Source organism: Pigmentiphaga sp. MLSB6-MA01 (genome assembly GCF_058793475.1).
In genome coordinates this window covers 240,511-262,844 of record NZ_JBXAFV010000005.1, presented here as the reverse complement: position 1 = coordinate 262,844, position 22,334 = coordinate 240,511, and the positions used below count along the sequence as shown (strand labels likewise).

Annotated in this window: 22 protein-coding genes; 7 read left to right on the top strand and 15 right to left on the bottom strand. The window is 68.0% G+C overall.

What is annotated here, in order from left to right; genetic code table 11:
- The 4 genes from AC1Q6E_RS11000 to AC1Q6E_RS10985 form a co-directional block, all read right to left on the bottom strand.
- A complete protein-coding gene (locus AC1Q6E_RS11000; protein WP_152793042.1) occupies nucleotides 1-912 on the bottom strand; it encodes a branched-chain amino acid ABC transporter permease in 912 nt (303 codons plus the stop codon).
- Nucleotides 909-1,487: an NADPH-dependent FMN reductase gene (locus tag AC1Q6E_RS10995; RefSeq protein WP_152793043.1), complete on the bottom strand. Its 579-nt coding sequence runs from the start codon at nucleotides 1,485-1,487 to the stop codon at nucleotides 909-911. The genes AC1Q6E_RS11000 and AC1Q6E_RS10995 overlap by 4 nt, the downstream gene beginning before the upstream one ends.
- A 21-nt stretch (nucleotides 1,488-1,508) precedes the next feature.
- A complete protein-coding gene (locus tag AC1Q6E_RS10990; protein ID WP_492572733.1) occupies nucleotides 1,509-2,636 on the bottom strand; it encodes an ABC transporter substrate-binding protein in 1,128 nt (375 codons plus the stop codon).
- 108 nt (nucleotides 2,637-2,744) lie between these two features.
- Nucleotides 2,745-3,260 carry a 4-hydroxylaminobenzoate lyase gene (locus tag AC1Q6E_RS10985; RefSeq protein ID WP_492572732.1) on the bottom strand — a complete coding sequence of 172 codons (516 nt, stop codon included), beginning with the start codon at nucleotides 3,258-3,260 and terminating at the stop codon, nucleotides 2,745-2,747.
- Nucleotides 3,261-3,410: 150 nt separating this feature from the next.
- Here AC1Q6E_RS10985 and AC1Q6E_RS10980 point away from each other — a divergent pair, with 150 nt between their 5' ends.
- Nucleotides 3,411-4,415, top strand: a complete 1,005-nt coding sequence (locus tag AC1Q6E_RS10980) for a LysR family transcriptional regulator (protein ID WP_152793046.1) — start codon at nucleotides 3,411-3,413, stop codon at nucleotides 4,413-4,415.
- A 4-nt stretch (nucleotides 4,416-4,419) separates the two neighbouring features.
- Here the strand turns inward: AC1Q6E_RS10980 and AC1Q6E_RS10975 are convergent, their stop codons facing one another.
- The 4 genes from AC1Q6E_RS10975 to AC1Q6E_RS10960 form a co-directional block, all read right to left on the bottom strand.
- Complete coding sequence (locus AC1Q6E_RS10975; RefSeq protein ID WP_152793047.1) at nucleotides 4,420-4,857, bottom strand: hypothetical protein; 438 nt, start codon at nucleotides 4,855-4,857, stop codon at nucleotides 4,420-4,422.
- A gap of 67 nt (nucleotides 4,858-4,924) precedes the next feature.
- Nucleotides 4,925-5,833 carry an AEC family transporter gene (locus AC1Q6E_RS10970; protein WP_492572768.1) on the bottom strand — a complete coding sequence of 303 codons (909 nt, stop codon included), beginning with the start codon at nucleotides 5,831-5,833 and terminating at the stop codon, nucleotides 4,925-4,927.
- 210 nt (nucleotides 5,834-6,043) lie between these two features.
- The gene (gene kdgD, locus AC1Q6E_RS10965) at nucleotides 6,044-6,955 is read right to left on the bottom strand and encodes a 5-dehydro-4-deoxyglucarate dehydratase (RefSeq protein WP_296555814.1); all 912 of its coding nucleotides are present in this window, start codon (nucleotides 6,953-6,955) and stop codon (nucleotides 6,044-6,046) included.
- A gap of 118 nt (nucleotides 6,956-7,073) precedes the next feature.
- The gene (locus AC1Q6E_RS10960; protein ID WP_492572731.1) at nucleotides 7,074-7,811 is read right to left on the bottom strand and encodes a FadR/GntR family transcriptional regulator; all 738 of its coding nucleotides are present in this window, start codon (nucleotides 7,809-7,811) and stop codon (nucleotides 7,074-7,076) included.
- A 343-nt stretch (nucleotides 7,812-8,154) separates the two neighbouring features.
- Here AC1Q6E_RS10960 and AC1Q6E_RS10955 point away from each other — a divergent pair, with 343 nt between their 5' ends.
- Nucleotides 8,155-9,849, top strand: a complete 1,695-nt coding sequence (locus AC1Q6E_RS10955; protein ID WP_492572730.1) for a sensor domain-containing diguanylate cyclase — start codon at nucleotides 8,155-8,157, stop codon at nucleotides 9,847-9,849.
- Between the two features lie 14 nt (nucleotides 9,850-9,863).
- Here the strand turns inward: AC1Q6E_RS10955 and AC1Q6E_RS10950 are convergent, their stop codons facing one another.
- From AC1Q6E_RS10950 to AC1Q6E_RS10930, 5 genes are all read right to left on the bottom strand, one after another.
- Nucleotides 9,864-10,991 (bottom strand): GGDEF domain-containing protein, encoded by a 1,128-nt coding sequence (locus AC1Q6E_RS10950; protein ID WP_152793051.1) that lies wholly within the window; start codon nucleotides 10,989-10,991, stop codon nucleotides 9,864-9,866.
- A 194-nt stretch (nucleotides 10,992-11,185) separates the two neighbouring features.
- Nucleotides 11,186-12,721: a YifB family Mg chelatase-like AAA ATPase gene (locus AC1Q6E_RS10945; protein ID WP_492572729.1), complete on the bottom strand. Its 1,536-nt coding sequence runs from the start codon at nucleotides 12,719-12,721 to the stop codon at nucleotides 11,186-11,188.
- 109 nt (nucleotides 12,722-12,830) lie between these two features.
- Nucleotides 12,831-14,030 carry a formaldehyde dehydrogenase, glutathione-independent gene (gene fdhA, locus AC1Q6E_RS10940; protein WP_296555817.1) on the bottom strand — a complete coding sequence of 400 codons (1,200 nt, stop codon included), beginning with the start codon at nucleotides 14,028-14,030 and terminating at the stop codon, nucleotides 12,831-12,833.
- Between the two features lie 28 nt (nucleotides 14,031-14,058).
- Nucleotides 14,059-15,108 (bottom strand): aromatic ring-hydroxylating dioxygenase subunit alpha, encoded by a 1,050-nt coding sequence (locus tag AC1Q6E_RS10935; protein ID WP_296555818.1) that lies wholly within the window; start codon nucleotides 15,106-15,108, stop codon nucleotides 14,059-14,061.
- A gap of 10 nt (nucleotides 15,109-15,118) precedes the next feature.
- Entirely contained in the window at nucleotides 15,119-16,183 is a 1,065-nt protein-coding gene (locus AC1Q6E_RS10930) for a Rieske 2Fe-2S domain-containing protein (RefSeq protein WP_296555819.1), read from the bottom strand.
- 209 nt (nucleotides 16,184-16,392) lie between these two features.
- On the opposite strand from AC1Q6E_RS10930, the gene AC1Q6E_RS10925 reads away from it, so the two are divergent.
- Genes AC1Q6E_RS10925 through AC1Q6E_RS10915 form a run of 3 tightly spaced genes read left to right on the top strand, consistent with a single transcriptional unit; the run spans nucleotide 16,393 to nucleotide 19,151 of the window.
- Nucleotides 16,393-17,196 (top strand): class II aldolase/adducin family protein, encoded by an 804-nt coding sequence (locus tag AC1Q6E_RS10925; protein ID WP_296555843.1) that lies wholly within the window; start codon nucleotides 16,393-16,395, stop codon nucleotides 17,194-17,196.
- Nucleotides 17,197-17,209: 13 nt separating this feature from the next.
- Nucleotides 17,210-18,133: a ketopantoate reductase family protein gene (locus AC1Q6E_RS10920; RefSeq protein ID WP_492572728.1), complete on the top strand. Its 924-nt coding sequence runs from the start codon at nucleotides 17,210-17,212 to the stop codon at nucleotides 18,131-18,133.
- 25 nt (nucleotides 18,134-18,158) lie between these two features.
- Nucleotides 18,159-19,151: a Bug family tripartite tricarboxylate transporter substrate binding protein gene (locus tag AC1Q6E_RS10915; RefSeq protein ID WP_296555822.1), complete on the top strand. Its 993-nt coding sequence runs from the start codon at nucleotides 18,159-18,161 to the stop codon at nucleotides 19,149-19,151.
- A gap of 12 nt (nucleotides 19,152-19,163) precedes the next feature.
- Here AC1Q6E_RS10915 and AC1Q6E_RS10910 read toward each other — a convergent pair whose 3' ends face one another.
- Nucleotides 19,164-19,724, bottom strand: coding sequence for a MarR family winged helix-turn-helix transcriptional regulator (locus AC1Q6E_RS10910; protein ID WP_152793057.1), 561 nt, complete (start codon nucleotides 19,722-19,724; stop codon nucleotides 19,164-19,166).
- 115 nt (nucleotides 19,725-19,839) lie between these two features.
- On the opposite strand from AC1Q6E_RS10910, the gene AC1Q6E_RS10905 reads away from it, so the two are divergent.
- Both AC1Q6E_RS10905 and AC1Q6E_RS10900 read left to right on the top strand, forming a co-directional pair.
- Entirely contained in the window at nucleotides 19,840-20,778 is a 939-nt protein-coding gene (locus tag AC1Q6E_RS10905; RefSeq protein ID WP_296555824.1) for a dioxygenase family protein, read from the top strand.
- Nucleotides 20,779-20,824: 46 nt separating this feature from the next.
- On the top strand, nucleotides 20,825-21,478 hold the full coding sequence (locus tag AC1Q6E_RS10900; RefSeq protein ID WP_152793059.1) for an alpha/beta hydrolase: 654 nt from the start codon (nucleotides 20,825-20,827) through the stop codon (nucleotides 21,476-21,478).
- A 4-nt stretch (nucleotides 21,479-21,482) separates the two neighbouring features.
- Here AC1Q6E_RS10900 and AC1Q6E_RS10895 read toward each other — a convergent pair whose 3' ends face one another.
- Nucleotides 21,483-22,328: a DMT family transporter gene (locus tag AC1Q6E_RS10895; protein ID WP_492572727.1), complete on the bottom strand. Its 846-nt coding sequence runs from the start codon at nucleotides 22,326-22,328 to the stop codon at nucleotides 21,483-21,485.
- Nucleotides 22,329-22,334: the final 6 nt, after the last annotated feature.

Here is a 22,334-nt window from a genome sequence, read left to right as displayed (position 1 = left end):
TTACCCCCGTGCAGGAAACAGGCCCTGCGGCTTCCAGAACAGCACGGCCGCCATCAGGACATAGATCAGGATCGAGGCCAGCGTCGGCCCCAGGTTCGAGGCGACCGCGGGCGAGAACACCGTGCCCAGCGCGCCGGGCACCAGCGTGCGGCCGACGGTGTCGACCATGCCCACCATCAGCGAGCCGGCCAGCGCGCCGCGGATCGAGCCGATGCCGCCGATCACGACCACCACGAAAGCCAGGATCAGGATGCTCTCGCCCATGCCTACCTGCACCGACAGCAGCGGGCCCAGCAACGCGCCGGCCACGGCGCACAGCAGCGCGCCCAGGCCGAACACCAGCGTGAACAGGCGCTTGATGTCCACGCCCATGACGGTCGCCATCTCGCGGTTCGAGGCGCCCGCCCTCACCCACATGCCGACGCGCGTGCGCGCCACCACCAGGTACAGCAGCAGGGCCACCGCCAGGCCCACGCCGATCACCAGCAGGCGATAGGACGGGTACTGGATGCCCGCCAGGTCGACCGGGCCCGAGAACAGTTCGGGCAGCGCCAGCCGGCGCGGCTGCGGGCCCCAGATCATGCGCACGGCCTCGTTGCCGATCAGGATCAGCGCGAACGTCGCCAGCACCTGCGACAGGTGATCGCGCTGGTACAGCGTGCGCAGCACGGTCGTCTCCAGCAGCATGCCGATGGCCGCGGTGGCCAGCATCGCCAGCAGCATCGCCAGCAGGAACGAACCGGTGGGCTCCACCAGCGCGGCGGTCAGGTAGGCGCCGAACATGTACAGCGAGCCGTGGGCAAGGTTGATCATGTCCATGATGCCGAACACCAGCGTCAGGCCCGCGGCCAGCAGGAACAGCATCAGGCCGAACTGGACGCCGTTCAGCGCGGACTCGATGACCGTGCTCATGAGACGCCTCGTCCCGCCTTCGCGGCCAGCGCCGCTCCCAGTTGGCGGGCGAGCTGGCGCGAGGTTTCGTTCAGCAGGTTGCCGCCGGCATCGAAGGCATGCTGGGCCTGCGGCAGCAGCACTTCGTCGGGCAGCACGATCGCGCCCATCTTGTTGAAGATGCCGCGCGCATGGGTGACCGCGCGGATGCCGCCGAACGGGCTCATCGAGGCCGCCAGCAGCGCGACCATCTTCCCCCGGTAGGGAAGCAGGCCGTCCTCGCCGTCGATGGGACGCGAGCACCAGTCCAGCGCGTTCTTGAGCAGGGCGCTGATCGATCCGTTGTACTCGGGCGTGGCGACCAGCAGGGCGTCGTGCTCGGCGATCAGGCCGCGCAGGACCAGCGCGTTGTCGGGCACGCCGGACCGCATCTCGTCATCGCCGTCGTAGATCGGCATGGGATAGTCGCGCAGGTCGACCTGCGTGACCTCGGCGCCGGCGGCGCGGGCGCCGTCGGCCGCCACCGCCAGCAGCAGTTTGTTCAGCGACGCGCCGCGCGAGCTGCCGGCGAAAGCGAGTATCTTGGGAGTTGCCATGGTTGAATCCTCGTGGTCCGGTCAGGGGTTTTTCATCTTGCAGGCGCCGGCATAGCTGTCGGTGTGCGCGGTCATGATCTTGCCGACCGTCTTGTTGGTGACGCGGCCGGACTCGTCCTTGCGCACCTCGCGCAGATAGAAATCGTTGATCGGGAACTGGTTGGTGTTGAACTTGAAGGCGCCCCGCACGGACTCGAACCGGGCCGCGGCGATGGCGTCGTGCAGCGCGCGCTTGTCCCCGATGTTCCCCTTCACGTCGGCCACCGCGCGGTCCAAGAGGCGCACCACGTCATAGCCCTGGAAGGCGTACATCGACGGCAGCCGGCCGTAGCGCTGCTGGAAGCGCGCGACGAAGTTGCGGTTGGCGGCGTTGTCCAGGTCCCAGGCCCAGTGCGACGAATTCTGCAGGCCGACCATCGCCTCGCCCAGCGCCTGGATGGTGTCCTCGTCGGCGGAATACCCCGGCACGAAGTACGGCACCTCGCGCGCCAGCCCGGCGGCCTGGAACTGCTTGATGAAGTTGATGCCCATGCCGCCGGGCAGGAAGAAGAACAGCGCATCCGGCTTCTGGGCGCGGATCCTGGCGATCTCGGACGCGAAGTCCAGTTCGCCCAGCTTGACGTAGATCTCGTCGGCCACGCTGCCCTTGAAGGTGCGCTTGAAGCCTTCCAGGTTTTCTTTGCCGCCCGTGTAGTTGGGCGCCATGATGACCACGCGCTTATAACCCTTGTCGCTCATGTGGCGGCCCATGGCCTCGCTCTGGCCGTCGTTCTGCCAGGCCAGCCCGAAGAAGTACGGATTGCACTGCGCGCCGGCCAGCGAGGCGGGCCCCGCCGCGGCGCTGATGTAGAACGTCCTGGCCGCGAAGGTGGGCGCGCCCACCGCCATCATCACGTTCGAATACACCACGCCGGTCATGAAATCGACCTTGTCGCGCTTGATGAACTTGTCGGCAAGTTGCTTGCCGACGACCGGGTTGGCCTGGTCGTCGCCTTCCACCACCTCGACGGGCAGGCCGCCGATCCGGTTGCCGGTCTCGTCCAGGCCGAGCCGGAATCCGTCCCGGATTTCCGTTCCCAGCGCCGCCAGAGGTCCGGACAGCGTGCTGATGAAACCTATCTTCACCTTGTCCGCGGCGTGGGCGGACATTCCCAAAAGCATTGCGAACGGCAACGCGAACCATTTGACGTGCATGATGGATACCCCTGGATGTGGAACGTTGAGATGGGAACCGGGGTGCTGCAAGAGAGGCGCCGTTCAGGGCGCCGAAGGCGGGTTCCTGTATTCGATCTGGCCGCCGGGCAGGAAGAACAGCATGGTGACCCTGCCGCCCGTGACGGTAGGGAAGTGCGAGCTGTCGGGCGGAAAGACCTTCCAGCCCGCGCCGGCGCCGCAGAAGCGGCCGGTCTCGTCCACGGGGCCGATCATGTTGATCTCGCCCAGCGGGTGCCGGTGATAGTGGCCCGGCACGTTGCGCAGGCAGCCGCTTTCCACCGTGAATCCATCCGTGTCGGGCGAGGCATGGGCGATCCGGCCCCGTCGATAGTCGGGGCCGTCTATTTCGGCATAGCAGGACCAGCCCTCGTCCATGCCGCGGCGCAGCAGCGCCAGCAGGCGGGCATAGCCTTCGGTGCGCGCGCCGTAGCGCTCGTTCAATGCGGCCTCCAGTTCGGGGCCGAGCGGACGGCCGCCGATGAAGTCCAGCAGTTCCCTGACCGCCTGCATCATCTCGGCCTTGCTGGGGCCGGTGGGCAATTCCGATTGCGTGTTCATCGCTGCTACCTGTACGTGTGGGTCTACCTGCATGTCGAGCGAATGCTAGGGACTAACGACCCGTGGCACTAGGAGCGCCGACCGTATAATCGTTCGTAGAAAAAGTATGAAAGCGCGGCCCGCGCACGGGCGTATCCTGGGAAGCTCGCCATGGATCTGATTTCCTCGCTCCTCGCTTTCCTGCGCGTCGCGGAAACCGGCTCGTTCTCGGTGGTCGCCAGCGAACGCGGCGTCACCCAGCCCGCCGTTTCCCGGCAGGTGCGCGCGTTGGAGGAACACGTCGGCATGCGGCTGGTCCAGCGCAGCACGACCGGCGTGGTCCTGACCGAGGAAGGACGTAATCTGTTGCCGGCGGCCCGCAATCTGGTCGAAGCCGCCGAAAGCCTCAGCGTCTCCGCCAGCCCGGCCCAGGCCCGGCCGACCGGCAAGGTCCGGCTGAGCCTGCCCGCGCCGCTGGCCCTGCATATATGCGGCCACGCGCGTGCGTTGCTCGACAGCCATCCCAGCCTGAGCCTGGACATGGTGGTGCGCGACAGCACCAGCAACCTCATCGAGGACGGCCTGGATCTCGAAGTGCGCCTGGGACCCATTGACGACAGTTCGCTGATCTCGCGGCGGGTGGGCATGACCTCGGCATTCCTGGTGGCCGCGCCGTCCTATCTGGCCGGCCGGCCGTTGCCCCGGTCTCCCCAGGACCTGCGCAACCACGAGTGCGTGGTCTACAGCCGGTGGGGCAAGGACGATACCTGGTGGTTCGAGGCGTCCGAGGGGCAGTTCTCGGTGAACGTGCCGTGCCGGCTGCGGGCGAACAATGCGTCGGCCGTGCACCAGGCCGTGCTGGGCGGCAATGGCATCGCCATCCTGTCGCACCTGATGGTGGCGGACGACCTGCGAACGGGGCGATTGGTCTCGCTGTTGCCGGAGTTTCCACCGGCGCGCCTGCCGCTCTACATCGTCTATCCGTCGCGCCGCAATCTGCCTTTGCGCACGCGCGTGGTCATCGAATTCATCGCCGAGCTGCTCAAGGCCGATCCGGCCATGCGCGACCGGACCGCATGGCCTCGCCCGGCGTCCGGCGCACCGGATGCGGGCCGCGGGCAGAACGCCGTCGGCGCGGCGCTGGCATCCGTGGACGCGGCCGGCGAGCGTCGCTAGCCGTTCAGGCCTGGGTATCCACCAGCGAGCCGGCGGCGCTTTCCCCCGACCGTTCGAGTTCCTTGGCCAGTTCGGTCATCGCCGTCTGCAGCGCGCCGGCCAGGCTGTTGATCCGGGATTGCGCCGAGGCCACGGCCCGGGCCTTGGCCTCGGCCGGCATGGCGCTGGCGCGCAGCCGCTCCATTTCCGCCTGGGCCTGCGCCAGTTGTTTCTGCAATTCCTTGATGCGCTTTTTCAGCGCCTTCACCGCAAAGGAGTCGCTGCTGTCGCCGCCGTCCGCCTCGGCGGCCTTGTCCTTGGCCCTTTCGCCGGCCGGGACGCCCAGGCCCCGCAGGACGGCCGAGGCATCGGCCGCCGGAGCGGCTGCCTGGCCTTCCGCCTCGCCTGGCAGCCGCAGGTGCGAGATCGACAACGACGCGGAAATGGGGGTGACGGGCGGCATGGCGTGGGTTCCGGGCGGAGCATGCCCGGATTAACGGCCCCGATGCCCGGGACTTGAGCGTGCCGGCTCAGCCCGCCACGGGCGAACCCAGCAGCCAGAGCAGGAAGGGCGCCAGGATCAGGAACACCACGGTCGAGATCAGCACGGCGCCCGCCGCCGTGTCGCCCATGTCGGTATAGCGGCGCGCGTACATATAGCTGACCACCGCGCAGGGCATGCCCATCTGCAGGGCCATGTTGCCGATCATGTCGGCCGGCAGCCCGACCAGCCAGGCCGCCGCCGCGCCGGTGGCCAGGCCCACCACGAGCCGGATGGCACCGATGATGCCGCCCAGCCGCAGGCCTGCCGCGGGGATCAGCGCCAGCGCGTGGCCCAGTCCCAGCAGCATCAGCGGCACGGTCATGCTGCCCAGCAATTGGGCCGACTCCATGATCCACCGGGGCGGGGTGTAGTCGAACAGGCGGCAGGCCACGGCCAGCACCGAGGCGATCAGGATGGGGCTTTTCCACGCCGCCGGCATGCCGTTGGCGCTGGGCAGCGTGCGCACGCCCACGGTGTGCTGGATGAACGAGCAGACGGCGAAGAACGCGATCGAGGTCGACAGGCCGGCGTCGCCGAAGGCCAGGTGGGTGATGGGCAGCCCCAGGTTGCCGGCGTTGGGGAAGGTCGTGGTCTGGAGCAGCTTGCGCACCGGCAGCTTGCACAGCCTGAGCGCCAGCGCCGAGATGCCCATGCACAGGGCCAGCGCCAGCACCGTGGCGCCCGCGACCGTGGCCATGATCTCGTTGCTGAGCTGGGTCGTGACCAGGGTATTGAACACCAGCGCCGGCGTGGTGACGGTGGTGGCCAGCACCGTGACGAACTGCGCCGGGAAGGCGTGTCCCAGCTTGCCCCAGGTGGTGCCGACGCCGATGACCACCATGAGCGGGGCCAGCAGGCTGAGAATGGAGAAATAGATGTGGAAGACGCCCATCAGGCGGCTCCCCGGGGGAGCGGGGCGAACGGGAAGGGCGGTGGGAGTCGGTGCATTGCGGTGCGTGGGGGCACGAGGCGGCGGGCAAGGGTGTAACAAGGCGCCGGGCAGGCCCGGTGCGGGTCCCCGCAAGGATAGCGCGAAACACCAGGCCGTCGCTCATCTCCCATGGGCGCCGCGCCGGCGCCCCCCGTATCGGCGTGGCCGTGGCGCCTACTGCCCGCCCACCTTCTCGATCAGCGCCGCCAGGCGTTGCATCTCGTCCTGGTCCAGGTCCGTCAGCGGCGCGCGCACCGGGCCCGCGTCGCGGCCGACCAGGCGAGCGCCGGCCTTGACGATGCTGACCGCGTAGCCGGCGCGGCGGTTGCGGATTTCCAGGTAGGGCAGGAAGAAATCGTCCAGCAGCCGGCCGATGGTCTGCGCGTCGTCCCGCGCTACGGCGTGGTAGAACGCCATCGCGGTCTTGGGAATGAAGTTGAACACGGCCGACGAGTACACGGGTACGCCCAACGCCTTGTAGGCCGCCGCGTAGACCTCCGCCGTCGGCAGCCCGCCCAGGTAGGCGAAGCGGTCGCCCAGGCCGCGACGCACGCGCACCATGGCCTCGATGTCGCCCATGCCGTCCTTGAAGCCGATCAGGTTGGGGCAGCGGTCCGCCAGGCGCGACAGCGCCGCCGGCCCCAGCCGCGAGTTGGCGCGGTTGTAGAAGATCACCCCTATGTCCAGCGACTTGCAGACCTCTGCCACGTGGGCCTCGATGCCGGCTTCGCTGGCCTCGGTCAGGTAGTGGGGCATCAAAAGGACGCCCTTGGCGCCCAGGCGCTGCGCTTCCTGCGCATAGGCGATGGCCGTGCGGGTGGGGCCGCCGGCGCCCGCCAGGATGGGAACGCGGTTCTCGCACACGTCCACGGCCGTCTTCACCACGGCCGAATAATCGGCCGGCGTCAGCGAAAAGAACTCGCCCGTGCCGCCCGCCGCGAACAGCGCGCTGGCCCCGTAGGGGGCCAGCCATTCCAGCCGGGCGGCGTAGCCCTTGGGCGCGAAATCGCCGTTCTGGTCGAAATCGGTGACGGGAAAAGAGAGCAATCCCTGGGAAATCGTGGCCTTCAGCTCTTGAGGGGTCATGACGGAATCCGGTGGTGGAAGGGGGTGGTGAGTGATATGTCGTCAGTCATCGTACAACTTAAGATGCGCGAAGGCAATGATCGGGCGACGCCATGCGCCGTCCCTGCGGGACAGCACACTAGGTGGCGGCCGCCGCCTCGCCGCCCTGGCCGGCGGCATAGGCCTGCCGCAGCTTCTCCCGGCTCCGGGCCAGGTGGGTTCGCATCGCGGCATGGGCGGCGTCCCCGTCCTGGCGGGCAATGGCCTCGTAGATCGCCTGGTGCTCGCGATGCACGCGCGCCAGGTAGGCCCGCCGGTCGTCGCGCGCCAGTTCGGCGGTATCGACCCGCGTCCGGGGAATGATGGTGGCGCCCATTTGCGCCAGGATCTCGTGGAAATAGCGGTTGCCGGTGGCGATCGCCACCTGCTGGTGGAAGGCCAGGTCCGCCGCGACGGTGTCGCCGCCCGGCTCGATCTGCGCCTCGAACGCCGCCAGCGTGCGGCGCAGCTCCGCCAGGTCCTGCTCGGTGCGCCGCTCGGCGGCCAGGCGGGCGGCCTCGGTCTCGACCGTGATGCGCAGCTCCAGCACCGCCATCACGTCCAGCATGGTGACCGCGTCCCGGGCATCGAGCCGCAGCGGCGCCACCGGCGGTTCCAGCAGGAAGGTGCCGATGCCGTGCCGGGTCTCGACCATGCGCGCCGCCTGCAGGCGCGAGATGGCCTCGCGCACCACCGTGCGGCTGACGCCGTACTCCTGCATGATCTCGGCTTCCGTCGGCAGCTTGTCGCCCGGCTTCCACACCTTGCCGTGGATCTTCTCGGACATGAGCTGCACGAGTTCTTCGGACAGACTTCGTGTGCGGCCTATGGAGCGCATGCGCTGTGGATCTTCCCTTGCACGTATCGACGGCCGGACGCGGCGGGCGGCCGGCAAGCGTGCATGGTACTACCGGTTGGGCCGGCCCTCGGTCAGATGGACCGACGGACCGGCTTCCGGCGGATCGACCCCGGCATCGACGGCCATCTCATGGACCCGGCCGCGGTGGCCGTAAGCGGGCGTTTGCTAAACTGCCGCGTCTAGCAGCCCAGCGCCCTGCCGCCCTGCTTCCGGTCAATCGGGCGACTGCTCTGCCAAGCTGATGCCGGACGCGATTGACTGCACCGAAATCTTGTTGCGCTGTCGAGACGTTATGGCGTGGGGTTGCTTTCGAAGGTGTGTCTTGGCGGTATCGCTGTTCGTGGCGATACTGGCGCACCTCCGCGTCGGGCCGGCCAGCGCGGCTGATTTCGCCGACGTCCGCAGCGCTTGCTGGGCATCCGGCGGATTGTCGGATGACATCGTCGCGATGGCCCGATCGGACGAACGATGGTCCTGTGCCGACCGGGAATTTTCCATCGATGCGGAGCGGGTGCTGCTTCGTTTCGATCTCAGCCCGGCCGACCCCCTTCCCCGGTATTTCCTCTCGCGGCGCAGCGCGCTCGAGGCGGTGCATCTGCTTGCGATCGACCAGGATGGCGCGATCCGGAAAAGCACGATTCCCGCCGCCGCCTTGTCCAGTTCAATGGTCGGCGGGTACTTCAAGGCTTCCCTGTCCGAGGTAACGCGCGCGACGAAGCAGGTCGTCGTCGCCATCGACCTGCCCAGCCACCGGATGACGCTGGAGAAAGCCCATCTGGCGTCCAAGGATGCCGCGGGCGATGGCGCCGGTGCCTCGCGGCTCCTGGTCATCGTTTCCGCGCTTGCGGGCATGCTCATCATGCCGCTGATCTTCAATGCGGCGTTCTATCAGGTACTGCGCAAACCGTTCGTGCTCTGGCACTCGGCGCTTACGCTGTCGCTGCTGATGACCTTGCTGGTCTCGTCGAACATCGCGGTCGTGCTTTTCGACCCGCCCGCGATGACGTTGAGCTGGATGACGACGGTGATCTTCGGAGCGACCGTCGCTTCCGGCACGATGTTCACCTACAGCTTTATCGAGCCTGGACTGATGCACCCCGTGCTTCGGCGCATGCTGCCGTATTGCGCGGTGTGGGCAATATTCCTGAGTGCATTTCACGCGGCGTTCCCGTTCGTTGCGCGGCCCATGCAATCGAGTGCCTACACGGCCGCGTTCGCGCCGGTCCTGGTTGTGTTCATTCTGTCGATGATCGATGCGCTGCGTCGCGGAAGCCGTGCCGCGAAATTCCAGGCGGTGGGATACACACCCATGGTGCTGGTCGGACTGGTCCGCCTGGTGACGGGGGTGACCCCCTGGTTCCACAGCGCGGACGCCATGCTCATGTTCTACGCCGGTTGCCTGTGCGAAGTCCTCTTCACGACGCTGGGCGTGGCGGACCGCTTCGTGACCATGAGGCGGGAGCGGGATCGCGCACGCACCGAAGCCTATTTGCTTGAACGGCTTTCCGAAACCGATTCATTGACGGGATTGTTCAACCGGCGGGCGCTGGAGAGACAGTTCGCGCAGCGTCGAGCCGAAGGCTTCGGTACGCTGGCCGCCATCGATCTCGATCATTTCAAGGCGATCAATGACTTGAACGGGCATGCGGTGGGAGACGCGGTGCTCAAGGCCGTGGCCAGCGCCATCCAGGCCGGCCCGGACGTTGCGGCATACCGCCTTGGCGGAGAAGAGTTCGTGCTTCTCTTGCGCGGCGACGATGCCGGTGTCGAGGCCGAGCGACGGCGACAGGCGATCCCCGCGGTTGTCGCCGATAAGGTTCCGGGTCTCGCACGGCCTGTCACCGCCAGCATGGGCGTGGTGAGTGCCTTGGGTGATGAAGGCTTGGTGCAGCTCTATGAGCGGGCCGACAGGCTGCTCTACGAAGCCAAGAGCTCGGGACGAAATCGAACCCGGGCCGCCATCGAGCCGGCGGTTGCGCTTGACGTTTTCCCGCGCAAACGAACGACGGCCGCATAGGCAAGCCGCCACGCCTACCGGACGCAGTCCCGTCCCTCGTTCTTCGCCCGGTACAGCGCGTGGTCGGCGCGCTCCATCAGGCCCAGGAGATTGTCGCCGGCGCGCGCAATGGCGATCCCGAAGCTCGCGGTCGGGTGGAAGGCGTGCGCGAAGATGGCGGGCGCCGTGGCCTTGAACGCGGATCGGGCGGTATCGGCCATGGCGTGGGCGGCGGCGGCCAATCCCGGCGGCAGGAGTATCGCGAATTCCTCGCCGCCGATGCGCCCGACGATGGCATCGCGCGGCGCCTTGTCTTTCAGGATGTCGGAGAAGGTCCGGATGACCTTGTCGCCGTCGAGATGCCCGAAGCGGTCGTTGATCGACTTGAAGTGATCCAGGTCGGTCAGGATGAGGGCGGCGGGCGCCGCGCCGGTCTGCCGGGCCAGCATGGGCAGGGCGCGGGATTCGAAGCCGCGGCGGTTGAACAGGCCGGACAGCATGTCGATCTGTGCTTCCGCCTTGAACCGGTCCATCACGTCGACGGCGATGACCGCGAAGATGGCCGCCGCCAGGGTCGAACAGATCAGCGTGTCCGAGATCGACACCACGATCCAGTACACGGCTTCGGATTGGGCGGGGTCGATGCCGGGAATCAGGAAAGTCAGGGGGCGGGAGACGAAACTCAGGAACGCGATGGCGATCTGGCCGAGCAGCAGTTGTTCGACCGGAGTGCGTCGATGGCGCCGGGTCAGGTCGGCCAGCATCACGAAGCAGATCGCGGCGAGTCCCAGGTTGATCACGGCGGCCCGGATGGGCAGGTTGTCTTCGACGAACACGAAGAAACATCCGCCTGCCAGCGAGATCGCCGTGATGGCCGCCAGGCTGCCGTAGTGGGGCCGGAGCCGAAGCCGCTTGGAAATCGCGACGGACAGCAGCGCCGTGGCCGCCAGGATCAGCGCATTGGCCACCATGCGCAGTTCCAGCATGTCCAGGGCGAAGGCGGCATATAGGCTGCCGAAAGACAGGATTCGTACCGCGTACGAAAAGACGAGGATCGCGATATAGCCCAGTTCGCGCTGGTAGTACCAAAGGGCCAGCAGGCTCGCGCCGAAGATCGCCGACATCGACGTATTCAGCACCCCGATGACGAACTCAACGCTCATGTCGCACCGGGCGGATGGCCGGGGTCGGGGTGTCATCCCGACCGATGGGAATCGTATCTCGTCCAACAAAAAGGCAGGAGGTCATGAGGGATGAACAACCCGGAGCATGTTTGAGCGTCCGCGATTGTAGGACCACATCGAATCTCTGGTCGAGAGGGGATGTTGATTGTTGACGGACTGCGGCGGGGCCTTGCCTATCCTTCGCGCAACGGCCGCCGGAGCTGTACCGCTTCCGCCATGTGCGGGCTCCCGATCACGGCCGATTCCGCCAGGTCCGCCACCGTCCGGGCCACCTTCAGCACCCGGTGCGCGGTGCGCGCCGACCACGCGAACTGTTTCATGGCCTGCTTCCACAAGGCGCGGGCGGCGGCATCGGGCAGGCAGTGGATGTCCACCTGCCCGGGCGCGAGCGCCGCGTTGGCGCAGCCCTGGCGGCGATGCTGCCAATCCAGGGCGGCTTCGACACGCTGGCGCACGGCGGCGGTGGGCTCGCCGGGCGGCAGATCGGTCCAGTCGTCGCCGGCGGCGGGGACGTCGACCTGGAGGTCGATGCGGTCGAGCAGGGGGCCGGACAGCCGGGCGCGATACGCGGCCACCTGGTCGGGTGTGCAAGTGCACGCTTTCAAGCTGCTGCCATGCCAGCCGCATCGGCAAGGATTCATTGCGGCCACGAGCTGGAAACGTGCCGGATAGTCGGTACGATGCCGGGCCCGCGCGATGGAGACCCGGCCGGTTTCCAGCGGTTCACGCAGGGTGTCGAGCACATGCCGGCCGAATTCGGGCAATTCGTCCAGGAATAGCACCCCGAGATGGGCGTAGGTGATTTCTCCCGGCCGGGGGCGGGTGCCGCCGCCGACCAACGCGGCACCGGACACGGAATGATGCGGTGCGCGAAAGGGCCGCAGGCCGAAGGGCGGGGCCGGGCCGGGAGCAAGGCTGGCGATGGCGGCGGCTTCCAGCGCATCGCCGTGGCGCAGGGGCGGCAGCAGGCCGGGCAGGCGCTGGGCGAGCATGCTCTTGCCCGAACCCGGCGGCCCCAGCATCAGCAGGTTGTGGCCGCCGGCCGCCGCGATCTCCAGGGCGCGCCGCGCGCCGTACTGGCCCTTGACGTCGGACAGGCAGGGCGGTGTGCCGGCCGCCGTGTCGGGATGGCAGGCCGTGGCGGCCAGCACGTGTTTTTCCTCGAGGTGGGCCACGACGGCCCGCAATGTGGCGGCGCCGTAGACCCGCAGGCCCGGTACCCGCGCCGCCTGCCCGGCGCTGGCGGCGGGAAGCAGCAGCTCGGCGCCGGGCTGGCGCCGCGACAAGGACAGGGCGATGGCCAGGGCGCCCGAGATGGGCACCACCGCGCCGGTCAACGACAGTTCGCCGGCCAGCACCAGCCGGGCAAGTGGCGGGATCGCGTCCCGCGCACGATCGCGGCCCGCCAGCGAGGGCATGGCGATCTGCCCGGATGCCAGCAGCACGCCCACCGCGATGGGCAGGTCGAAGCGGCCCGATTCCTTGGGCAGGTCGGCGGGCGCGAGGTTGACGGTCAGCCGGCCCGCCGGGAAGTCGAAGCCGGAGCTGAGCAGCGCGGCCCGCACGCGCTCGCGGCTTTCTCGCACTTCGGTGTCGGCCAGCCCGACCATGGTGAAGGACGGCAGGCCGGGCGCGAGGTGGACCTCGACGCGCACCGGCGGCGCGTCGATGCCGGTCAGGGCGCAACTGGCGAGGACGGCGAGGGTCATGGCGGCAGGGGGAAGGGAAAGCCGCAGTATCCGTCCAAACGTGGCAAGTCCGGCGGCCGGGCGGGACAAAGCTATCCCAGCCCCGGTCCGGCCCTTCACCGCGCTTCGCTCAATGCTTCTTCGTCATGCCGTGGGGATCGATGACGAATTTCTTCGGCGCGCCCGCGTCGAACTCGGCATAGCCCCGCGGCGCTTCGTCGAGCGAGATGAGCTCCACGCCGACGATGTCCGCGATCCGGATGCGGTCCCACAGGATGGCCTGCATCAACGCGCGGTTGTATTTCATGACGGGCGTCTGTCCGGTGAAGAAGCTGTGCGATTTCGCCCAGCCCAGCCCGAACCGGACGTTCAATGCGCCCTTGCGCGCCGCCGGGTCGGCCGAACCCGGGTCGTCGGTCACGTACAGGCCGGGAATGCCTATCTTCCCGGCCGCGCGGGTGATCTCCATCAGCGAGTTCAGCACGGTGGCGGGCGCTTCGTGGCGCGCGCCCTCGTGACCGTGGCCACGCGCCTCGAAGCCCACCGCGTCCACGGCGCTGTCGACCTCCGGCACGCCCAGTATCTGTGCGATCTGATCGCCCAGGGAGGCATCGCGCGACAGGTCGACGGTCTCGAACCCCACTTTGCGCGCATGGTCCAGGCGCGCGGGATTGACGTCGCCGACGATGACCACCGCGGCGCCCAGCAGGCGGGCCGAGGCGGCGGCCGCGAGCCCGACCGGTCCCGCGCCGGCGACGTAGACGGTGCTGCCCGGCCCGACCCCCGCGGTCACCGCGCCGTGGTAGCCGGTGGGCAGGATGTCGGACAGGCAGGTCAGGTCGCGGATCTTCTCCAGGGTGCGTTCGCGCCCGGGCAGCTTCAGCAGATTGAAGTCGGCGTAGGGGATCATCACGTATTCCGCCTGCCCGCCTATCCAGCCGCCCATGTCGACATAGCCGTATGCGCCGCCGGCGCGCGCCGGGTTGACGGTCAGGCAGACGCCGGTCTGTTGTTCCTTGCAGGTCTGGCATCGGCCGCAGGCGACGTTGAACGGCACCGAGACGATGTCGCCCTTGCGGAGGAACTCGACGTCCTGGCCGGCCTCGATGACCTCGCCCGTGATCTCGTGTCCGAGGATGAGTCCCGCCGGCGCGGTCGTCCGCCCCCGGACCATGTGCTGGTCCGAGCCGCAGATGTTCGTCGTCAGGACCTTGAGGATGACGCCGTGGCGGATCGCCCGGCCCTGTGGACTCTCGAGTTTCGGGAAGGGGATCTCCCGGACTTCGACGACGCCTTGCCCGACGTAGGCAACGCCACGGTTTCCTGTCATGTCTGTCTCTCTTCAGTGTGGGAAAACGCTAGCCCGCCAGGTGGGCGGGCACGGGTTCGGGGGCGGGCGCCGATGGCTCCTGCTGGATCAGCTCCTCCAGCAGGCGGCGGCCGCGCAGGGGACCGCTGTCCACGACGATGGCGAGGTTGACGGGATTCTCCCGCTGCGGCGCGGTCAGCGCGGCGTGCTGCAGTTCGACCACGACCTTGTCTTCGGTGTGCGTGGCATCGATGGCCTGCCGGATGTATTCGGTCAGCGCCGGCTCGTCCTGGCGGAACCGGCGGATGAAGGCCCAGAAGTAGTGGGAGCTGTCCTCGGTTTCCGGCGTGATCAGGTGCATGACGACGCCCTCTATCCTGCCCAGCCCGTCGCCCGGCTGCATCGCCTCGCAGCCGACCTCGATGATGCAGGTGGAAGGAGCGTGGTAGTTCACGGTGTGCCAGCGGTGGATGGGCTGCCGGAAGCCGCCCAGGTGGGCATAGAACGGCGGTGCGTGCGCGCCCACGACGTCGCGATGGACGCTGACGACGTTGCCCTGCTGGCTGACCTTGATGGGCGATTGCGCGACGGCGGTGTTGCCGATGGTCCGCCCGTGCACGAAGGCGACGTGCGACAGGTCCAGCAGGTTGTCGTTGAGCAGCCGGTAGTCCGCTTCCAGGTGGCAATAGCCCGCGCTGGGCACCCAGTCCGGGTGCTTCATGCGGCCCGCGTCCGGGGGCGAGGATTGTCCGGCCAGGGCCGGATCGCCCAGCCAGATCCATATCAGGTCATGCCGTTCCTGGATGGGAAAGGCGCGTACGCGCGCGGCCGGCGGTATGCGCTCCTGGCCCGGTATCCCGGTGCATTTCCCGTCGGCGCCGAAGGACATGCCGTGGTAGCCGCAGACGAGTCGGTCGTTCTCGACATGGCCGAAGGAAAGCGGCAGGCGGCGATGCGCGCAGCTGTCCTCCAGGGCCGCGACCTGGCCGTCCTCCTGGCGGTACAGGACGACACGGGTTCCCAGAAAGGTACGCGCCAGCAGGTTCGTATGAACCTCTTTCGAAAAGGCCGCCACGTACCAGGCGTTCTTCATCCACATGAGTTGCTCCTTACGTTTGATGGGCGTTGACCGTCCGTGACGCCGCCTCGGCCTGCAGCCGGCGCGCGCGATTGGGGCCGACGTCCACGCGGATGTCGACCGCCGGGGCGCCGGCGAACCGCCGCATGTTGCGGTGCTGGGCTTCGATGACCGCCTTGTCTTCGTTGAATGTCAGTTCGACCTGCTCGCGGATGGCATCCGTCATGTCCGGCATGCCGGGATGGGGATTGGTGGCGACCGTCCAGAAGTAATGGCAGGTCGTTTCCGTTTCCGGCGTCACGCCATGGAAGCCGCGGATGTGCAGGCCGCCCCGGTCCGGATCGTCCAGCGCGCCCGAACCGGCATCCATGGCGCCGGCCCATATCAGCAGGTGGCTGCCGTGGAATTCGATTTCCTGCCAGCGGTCCACCTTGCCCGCGAACGGCCAGGCCAGCCCGTAGGTGGGGGGCGGATCGGAATCGGGCATCAGGCGGACGATCCGCAAGGTGTCGCCGGATTGCTCGACCTGGATGGGCGCGTGCATGTGCAGGCCCGGATCGCCGCCTATGGTCTTGAGGTGCACATAGGCGAGATGGCTGAGATCCAGCAGGTTGTCGTGCACCAGCTGGCTGGGAGCGTCGTAGTGGACGACGCCGCCGCGGAAGCGATAGCGGTCGTCGTCGTGCACGCCATAGTCCGGTGGCGGCGCGGTGGCCTCGTCGTCGCCCAGCCAGATCCAGAGGATCTGGTTCTGCTCGCGCAGGGGATGGCTTCGGACCCTGGCGCGGGGGGGAACGGTGGCTTGTCCCGGGACTTCGATACAGGCTCCCCGCGCGTCGTAGAGCAGGCCGTGATAGCCGCAGCGCAGTCCGCGGTCTTCGACCGTTCCCAGCGAAAGCGGCAGGTGGCGGTGGCAGCACCGGTCTTCCAGCGCGGCGACCCCGTCCGCGGCCCTGAAGAGGACGACCGGATGTCCGAGCAGGGTTCTTGCGATGGGCTGCCCCTGGAGTTCCCAGGAAAAACCGGCGACATGCCAGCGGTTCTTCGGGAACGCGGGCGGTGAAGTTCGCGCGGTCGCTTCGCCGTCATGTTTCATTGCGGTCTCCTTCGCATTCCTGATATTGCAATTCAGTACACTGAATCAGTGTATGCAAAGCCATTTTGGAAAGCAAGATACGGCTGAAAAAGCCCATGTATTAAGGGTAAACGTGAACTGAGAATGCTCTTGTTGCCGCCTCTCGCTGTCGCTATGCTAGCGCCAATTCAGTAAGCTGAATTGCTTCCGGAGAAGAAAGCATGAATGACATGGATGAGACAGGTAGCCTGCCGCGGCGAGGGAGCGAGCCGCCACCCGGCATGACGTCCGAGCGGCTTGCCCGCGTCGACCTTGCGGCCTGCTATCGCCTGGTCGCCCACTTCGGCTGGACCGACCTGATCTACACGCACATTTCCATGCGGGTTCCGGGTTCGCACGATCAGTTCCTGCTCAATCCGTTCGGCTTGGCGTTCGACGAGATCACGGCTTCGAATCTCCTGAAGGTCGATCTGGAGGGAACGCTGGTCGAGCCTTCCGAACACGAGGTCCACAAGGCGGGCTTCGTCATCCACAGCGCCATCCATGCCATGCGCGAGGATGCCAATTGCGTGCTGCACCTCCACACCCGTGCGGGCATGGCGGTATCCGCGCTGGAAGAAGGGCTGCTGCCGCTGACGCAACATGCCATGCTCTTCCACGGACGGATCGGCTATCACGAGTCCGAGGGACTTGCGCTCAGCCTGGACGAGCGGGCCCGGCTGGCGCGCGACCTGGGCGACAACATCGTCCTGATGCTGCGCAACCATGGAACGCTGGTGGTCGGAAAGACCGTGGCCGAAGCGTTCAGCATCATGTGGCACCTGGAGAAGGCCTGCCAGGCGCAGCTCGACATCCTGGCCTGTGGCCGCCAGCCCCGGCTGCCGCCGGCCGGCATCGCGCGGGAGATCGCCAGGCTGGGATTCAGCGATGCCAGGCTGGACGAATACTCCACCGGCAAGAGCCCGCTCGGCCACAAGGAATGGCCGGCCATGCTCAGGCTGGCCGACAGGGTGGCGCCTGGCTTCAGGGATTGAACGGGGGCATGCGATGAAGATAGTGGTCTTTGGCGCGGGCGGGATAGGCGGGTACTTCGGGGCCATGATGGCCCGCGCTTCCCATGACGTGACCCTGGTCTGCCGGGGCGCGCACCTGGACGCGATCAGGAAGCACGGATTGAGGATCCGCCATGGCAAGGACGAGTTCACGGTATCGAACCTGCTGGCCACGGATGCGCCCGGCGCGGAACTGGCGGACGTCGTGATCTGCGGCGTCAAGCTCTACGACCTGCAGGATGCCGCCCAGGCCATCCGGCCCGTGGTGGGGCCGGGGACGCTGGTCGTGACGACCCAGAACGGCATCGTGGCCCACCGGATCCTGGCCGAACACCTTGCGCGCGGCAGTGTCTGTCCGGGCACCGTGCTGCTGTCGTCGCACATCGTCGCGCCGGGGGTGATCGAGCGCAAGACGCCCACGGCCACGCTGACGCTGGGCGATCCGGACGGCAAGGTGTCGCCCGCGATGCTGGCGTTCCAGCGGGCGGGCCGGGAGGCCGGTTTCTCCGTCGAGCTTTCGGCGGACATCGTGTCGGAACTCTGGCAGAAATTCATCATGCTGGCGGCCACCGCCGCGCTGTGCTGCCTGTCGCGCCAGCCGGTCGGGCCGATCACCGGCGACGCGCGGCTGCGGGAACAGCTCGAACGCGCCATGCGCGAAGCCGCGTCGGTGGCGCGCGCGTTGGCGATTCCTCTGCCGCCGGACCTGATCGAGAAGGCCATGCGTTTCACCGACCGGGCCAATCCCGATGCCAAGGTCTCCATGCTGGAAGACCTGGAGGCCGGCAGGCGGCTGGAAGTCGAATGGATCATCGGGGAACTGTGCAGCCAGGGGCGCCGTGCCGGCGTGCCCACGCCCATCGCCGATCTGGCGCTGGCCTGCCTGGGCCCCTACAGGAATGGAAACCGTCGTGGATAAGCCGGACATTGCCGGAGGAGACAGCATGAAACGCAGCAAGACAGCAGGACTGGGGTGGATGACGAAGGTCTCGATCGCATTGGGCTGTGCCCTGGCCCTGCCCGCCCACGGGCAGGCGCCGTTCCCGTCCAAGCCGATCACGTTGATCGTGTCGTATCCGACCGGCGGCGTGGCCGACCTGGCCGCCCGGACCGTGGCCCAGCAACTGACCGCGGCGCTCGGCCAGACGGTGGTCGTCGAGAATCGCCCGGGGGGCAACCAGATCATCGCGACCAGCGCCGCGCTGCGCGCGCCGGCCGACGGGTACACCCTGCTGGTGGCCGACGACGGGATCGTGACGCTCAATCCCCATCTGTTCAAGAAGCTGCCCTACAAGGCCGCCGACCTGCGGCCGGTGGTGGACCTGGCCGAGTCCCGCATCGTTCTGTCCGCTTCCAAGGGGCTGCCGGCGGATACCTTGCGGGGCATGGTGGACTATGCCCGGGCCCATCCCGGAAAGCTGAACTACGGCACGCTGGGCATCGGCAACACGCACCACCTGCTGCTGGAGTCGATCAAGCAGCAGGCCCGGGTCGACATCGTGAACGTGCCCTATCAGGGCTATGCGGCCGCCATCAACGACCTCGTGGCCAATCAGGTCCAGCTCGTGTCCGGCGGCGTGGGGTCGCCGGCGCTCGGCCATATCAAGACCGGCGCGATCAAGGCCCTGGCCGTCACCGGCGCGACCCGCAGCCCGCTGCTGCCGGACACGCCCACGTTCGCCGAGGCGGGATTCGCCGAGCTGCAGCCGCGGGTCAGCTTCATCGTGTTCGCGTCGTCGTCGGTGCCGGACCGGATCGTCGATACTTTGAACGAAGCCTTCGCCAAGGCGTTGGCCCATCCCCAGGCCGCGTCCGTCTTCACCCAGAACGGCCTGGATCCCCAGGGCAGGAAGGCGGACGCGGTGAAGGCCGACTTGTCGGCGACCTCGCGCAAGAACGAGGCCCTGGTGCGTACCGTGGGCCTGACCCTGGACTAGGGCGGCATGGCGTCAGGCGGAGTTGCGCCTGCCCTTGGGGAGCCGGCTGACTTCCCCCAGCGGCGCCCGGCTGAACTCGTTGTTCACCTCGACGAACTTGCGCAGCAGGCGCATCAGGGTTTCCTGCTCCCAGGGGCTCAGCCGGGAAAGCAATTGCTTGCGCATGTCGGTCAGGCCCTGGGTCATGCCTTCCATGGTCCTGACCCCCTGGCCCGTCAGGTACAGCTTGCGCTGACGGCGCAGGACGACTTCCAGGCGCCGCTCGATCAGGCCCTTTTCCTCCAGCCGGGTGGCGGTGGCCGCGGTGGTCGAGGTGTCCAGGCCGACCAGGCTGGCCAGCGTGACCTGGTCGACGCCGGGGTGGTGCTGGATGGCGTTCAGGAGGGCGAACTGTATGGGCGTGATGTGTTCCCCGAGCGTCGCGTAGAAGACCGAGGTGGAGATCTGCTGCGCGCGGCGGAAGAGGTGGCCGGGATGCTCGTTCAGGTCGTCGATCAGGGAAGGCGAATCATCGGCCGGTCGATCGGCGCCGGGTTTCTCGGCGGCGGGGCCGGATTTCGGGGTACGAGTCATCGTTCGCGAAGCGCTTTGAAAAAACCATGGGGACGGAGGACACGCATCGCGGCCCTTCGGCCTCGCATTGAAAAGCAATGTTCATCGGTAGTCAATGCAGCAGCAGGAGAAAGTGATGATCATAGGAAATGAGGCCGATGTAACGGCCGCCGTGCTCGATGAGCTGGAGCGGGCGCCCGATGCGCGCTTCAGGCAGATCATGGGCGCCGCCGTGCGCCATCTGCATGACTTCGCGCGTGAAGTGAAGCTGACCGAGGCCGAGTTCCAGCAGGCATGCGCGGTGATCGCGCAACTGGGACAGCGCACGACGGCATCCCACAACGAGGTGGTGCTGGCCGCCGGTTCGCTGGGGCTGTCGTCGCTGGTGTGCCTGCTGAACAACGGGCAGGGAGGTGAGACGACCGCCAACCTGCTCGGCCCGTTCTGGCGTGAAAATTCGCCGCCGATGGCCAGCGGCGACAGCATCGTCCGCGACGAGACCGCCGGCGTGCCGCTGCTCGTCCGCGTGCGTGTCGTCGATCCGGCGGGATTACCCGTGGCGGACGCCGAGGTCGATGTCTGGCACTGCTCGCCCGAGGGGTTCTACGAGAACCAGGACCCCGCGCAGGCGGAAATGAACCTGCGGGGGAAGTTCCGCACGGACGCGGCCGGGATGGTGGAGTTCGTCTCGGTCAAGCCGGTGGGCTATCCGATACCGGTGGACGGTCCGGTGGGCGCGCTGCTGCGCAAGCAGGGCCGGCACAACATGCGCCCCGCCCACATCCATTTCCTGGTCCACAAGCCAGGCTACAAGACGCAGTTCGCTCAGGTCTATTCGAACGACGACCCGAACCTGGACAGCGACGTGCAGTTCGGCGTGACGCGGGCGTTGGTGGGGAACTATGTGCGCCATGCCGGGCGCGATCCTCGCTTCGGGGAAAATGCGGGGGAAATCTGGTACAGCCTGGAGCACACGCTGGCCATCGAACCGGGAGCCCCGCGGCTGCCGGTCCCGCCCATACGGGAGAAGGCCACCGGGGGGCGTCCCATGCTGACGGTGCTCGAGCGGTCGTGACGGTTCCGGCGGGAGGGGGGCCTGTCCAGGGCGTATGATTCCCGCCATGAAAACACTCGATCTGACCCAGGGCGGCGCCGCGTTGCTGGACGGCCCGGCGGGAGACCTGGAGGTCGTGTTCGACCTGCCCGGCGGTCCCGCGGCCGGGCTGGCGGTCGTCACGCATCCCCATCCGTTGCAGGGCGGCAGCGCCCGGCACAAGATTCCCCAGTTCCTGGCGCGGGCGCTGTGCGACGCGGGCTGGCTGGTCGCCCGGCCGAACTTCCGCGGCGTGGGGCGCAGCGCGGGTCCGCACGACGAGGGCGACGGCGAGACCGACGACGTGCTCGCGCTGTGCCAGGCGCTGCGCGACGCTCAGCCCGGCACGCGGCTGGCCCTGGTCGGTTTCTCCTTCGGCGCGTTCGTGCAGGCCAGGGTGGCGCGGACATTGGCCGATGGCGGCGACCCGGCATGGCGCGTGTGCCTGGCCGGGATGCCGGCCGGCGAGATCCCCGGGCGGCGCAGCTACGAGCCGCCGGCGGATATTCCCGATGCCATGGTGATCCACGGCGAACAGGACGAGCGCGTGGCGGTGGCGTCGGTGTTCGACTGGGCGCGGCCGCAGATGCAGCCGGTGGTCGTGGTCCCGGGCGCGGACCATTTCTTCTCGGGCCGGCTGCCGGTGCTGCGTTCGCTGGTGATGGCGCACCTCGCCGGTTGACCGGTCAGGCCCGCCGCTGCGTGATGGCCACCCCGGCGATGCAGAGGAACATGCCGCCCACCAGCGTGACGGTCAGCGGCTCGTCCAGGAAGAGGGTGGCGGTGATGACGGCGAATGCCGTTTGCAGCAGGCCATACGGCGCGACGCGCGCCATCGAGTAGCGGCCAATCAGCCAGAACCAGAGTCCGAAGCCGGCGATGCCTCCCAGCAACACGGTATAGGCCAGCGCCAGCCAGGCCGAGCCGGGAGCGGACCGCAGCGCGTCGATCTGGCCGGTTTCCATCGCGAGCGACATCGCCAAGATCTGCGGCAGCGCCAGGGTGGACATCCAGGCGACCAGCATGAACGGGTCGAAGGGGCCGTAGCGCTTCGTCAGCACGCCGCCCATGGCCAGGCCGAAGGCCGCGCCGACGAACATGAGCGTGGGCAGCAGCGCGACCTGCGCGCCGGGGTCGACCGTAGCCAGGGCCACGCCGCCGAACGCGATGACCACGCCCAGCAGGACGCGCGGCGGCGGACGCTCGCCCAGCAGCGGCCACGCGAGCAGCACCGTGAACGGCGTCGCCAACTGGATGGCCACGCCGGCCAGGCTGGCCTGGCCCTGCCCCAGGCCCATGAAGATCAGCGAGAAGTTCAGGCCGCCCATGAAGATGGAGATCAGGACGACGGGCCACACCTGGTCGCGCCGCGGCCTGGGCACGAAGGGCAGCAGGATGGCCGAGAGGATGGCGAAGCGCAGCGACACGAAGAACAGCGGTGGGAAGGCCGCGAGGCCGACCTTGATGACGACGAGTTGGGCGCCCCAGATCAGCGGGGCGAGGATGGCGCAGGCAATGGCAACGGGAGGCATGGACGG

Bases quoted from the DNA above. Each gene is read 5' to 3' on its own strand.
- AC1Q6E_RS11000 (WP_152793042.1), bottom strand. From the start codon at position 912: ATGAGCACGGTCATCGAGTCCGCGCTGAACGGCGTCCAGTTCGGCCTG.
- AC1Q6E_RS10995 (WP_152793043.1), bottom strand. From the start codon at position 1,487: ATGGCAACTCCCAAGATACTCGCTTTCGCCGGCAGCTCGCGCGGCGCG.
- AC1Q6E_RS10990 (WP_492572733.1), bottom strand. From the start codon at position 2,636: ATGTCCGCCCACGCCGCGGACAAGGTGAAGATAGGTTTCATCAGCACG.
- AC1Q6E_RS10985 (WP_492572732.1), bottom strand. From the start codon at position 3,260: ATGAACACGCAATCGGAATTGCCCACCGGCCCCAGCAAGGCCGAGATG.
- AC1Q6E_RS10980 (WP_152793046.1), top strand. From the start codon at position 3,411: ATGGATCTGATTTCCTCGCTCCTCGCTTTCCTGCGCGTCGCGGAAACC.
- AC1Q6E_RS10975 (WP_152793047.1), bottom strand. From the start codon at position 4,857: ATGCCGCCCGTCACCCCCATTTCCGCGTCGTTGTCGATCTCGCACCTG.
- kdgD (WP_296555814.1), bottom strand. From the start codon at position 6,955: ATGACCCCTCAAGAGCTGAAGGCCACGATTTCCCAGGGATTGCTCTCT.
- AC1Q6E_RS10960 (WP_492572731.1), bottom strand. From the start codon at position 7,811: ATGCGCTCCATAGGCCGCACACGAAGTCTGTCCGAAGAACTCGTGCAG.
- AC1Q6E_RS10950 (WP_152793051.1), bottom strand. From the start codon at position 10,991: ATGAGCGTTGAGTTCGTCATCGGGGTGCTGAATACGTCGATGTCGGCG.
- AC1Q6E_RS10945 (WP_492572729.1), bottom strand. From the start codon at position 12,721: ATGACCCTCGCCGTCCTCGCCAGTTGCGCCCTGACCGGCATCGACGCG.
- fdhA (WP_296555817.1), bottom strand. From the start codon at position 14,030: ATGACAGGAAACCGTGGCGTTGCCTACGTCGGGCAAGGCGTCGTCGAA.
- AC1Q6E_RS10935 (WP_296555818.1), bottom strand. From the start codon at position 15,108: ATGTGGATGAAGAACGCCTGGTACGTGGCGGCCTTTTCGAAAGAGGTT.
- AC1Q6E_RS10930 (WP_296555819.1), bottom strand. From the start codon at position 16,183: ATGAAACATGACGGCGAAGCGACCGCGCGAACTTCACCGCCCGCGTTC.
- AC1Q6E_RS10925 (WP_296555843.1), top strand. From the start codon at position 16,393: ATGGATGAGACAGGTAGCCTGCCGCGGCGAGGGAGCGAGCCGCCACCC.
- AC1Q6E_RS10920 (WP_492572728.1), top strand. From the start codon at position 17,210: ATGAAGATAGTGGTCTTTGGCGCGGGCGGGATAGGCGGGTACTTCGGG.
- AC1Q6E_RS10915 (WP_296555822.1), top strand. From the start codon at position 18,159: ATGAAACGCAGCAAGACAGCAGGACTGGGGTGGATGACGAAGGTCTCG.
- AC1Q6E_RS10910 (WP_152793057.1), bottom strand. From the start codon at position 19,724: ATGACTCGTACCCCGAAATCCGGCCCCGCCGCCGAGAAACCCGGCGCC.
- AC1Q6E_RS10905 (WP_296555824.1), top strand. From the start codon at position 19,840: ATGATCATAGGAAATGAGGCCGATGTAACGGCCGCCGTGCTCGATGAG.
- AC1Q6E_RS10900 (WP_152793059.1), top strand. From the start codon at position 20,825: ATGAAAACACTCGATCTGACCCAGGGCGGCGCCGCGTTGCTGGACGGC.
- AC1Q6E_RS10895 (WP_492572727.1), bottom strand. From the start codon at position 22,328: ATGCCTCCCGTTGCCATTGCCTGCGCCATCCTCGCCCCGCTGATCTGG.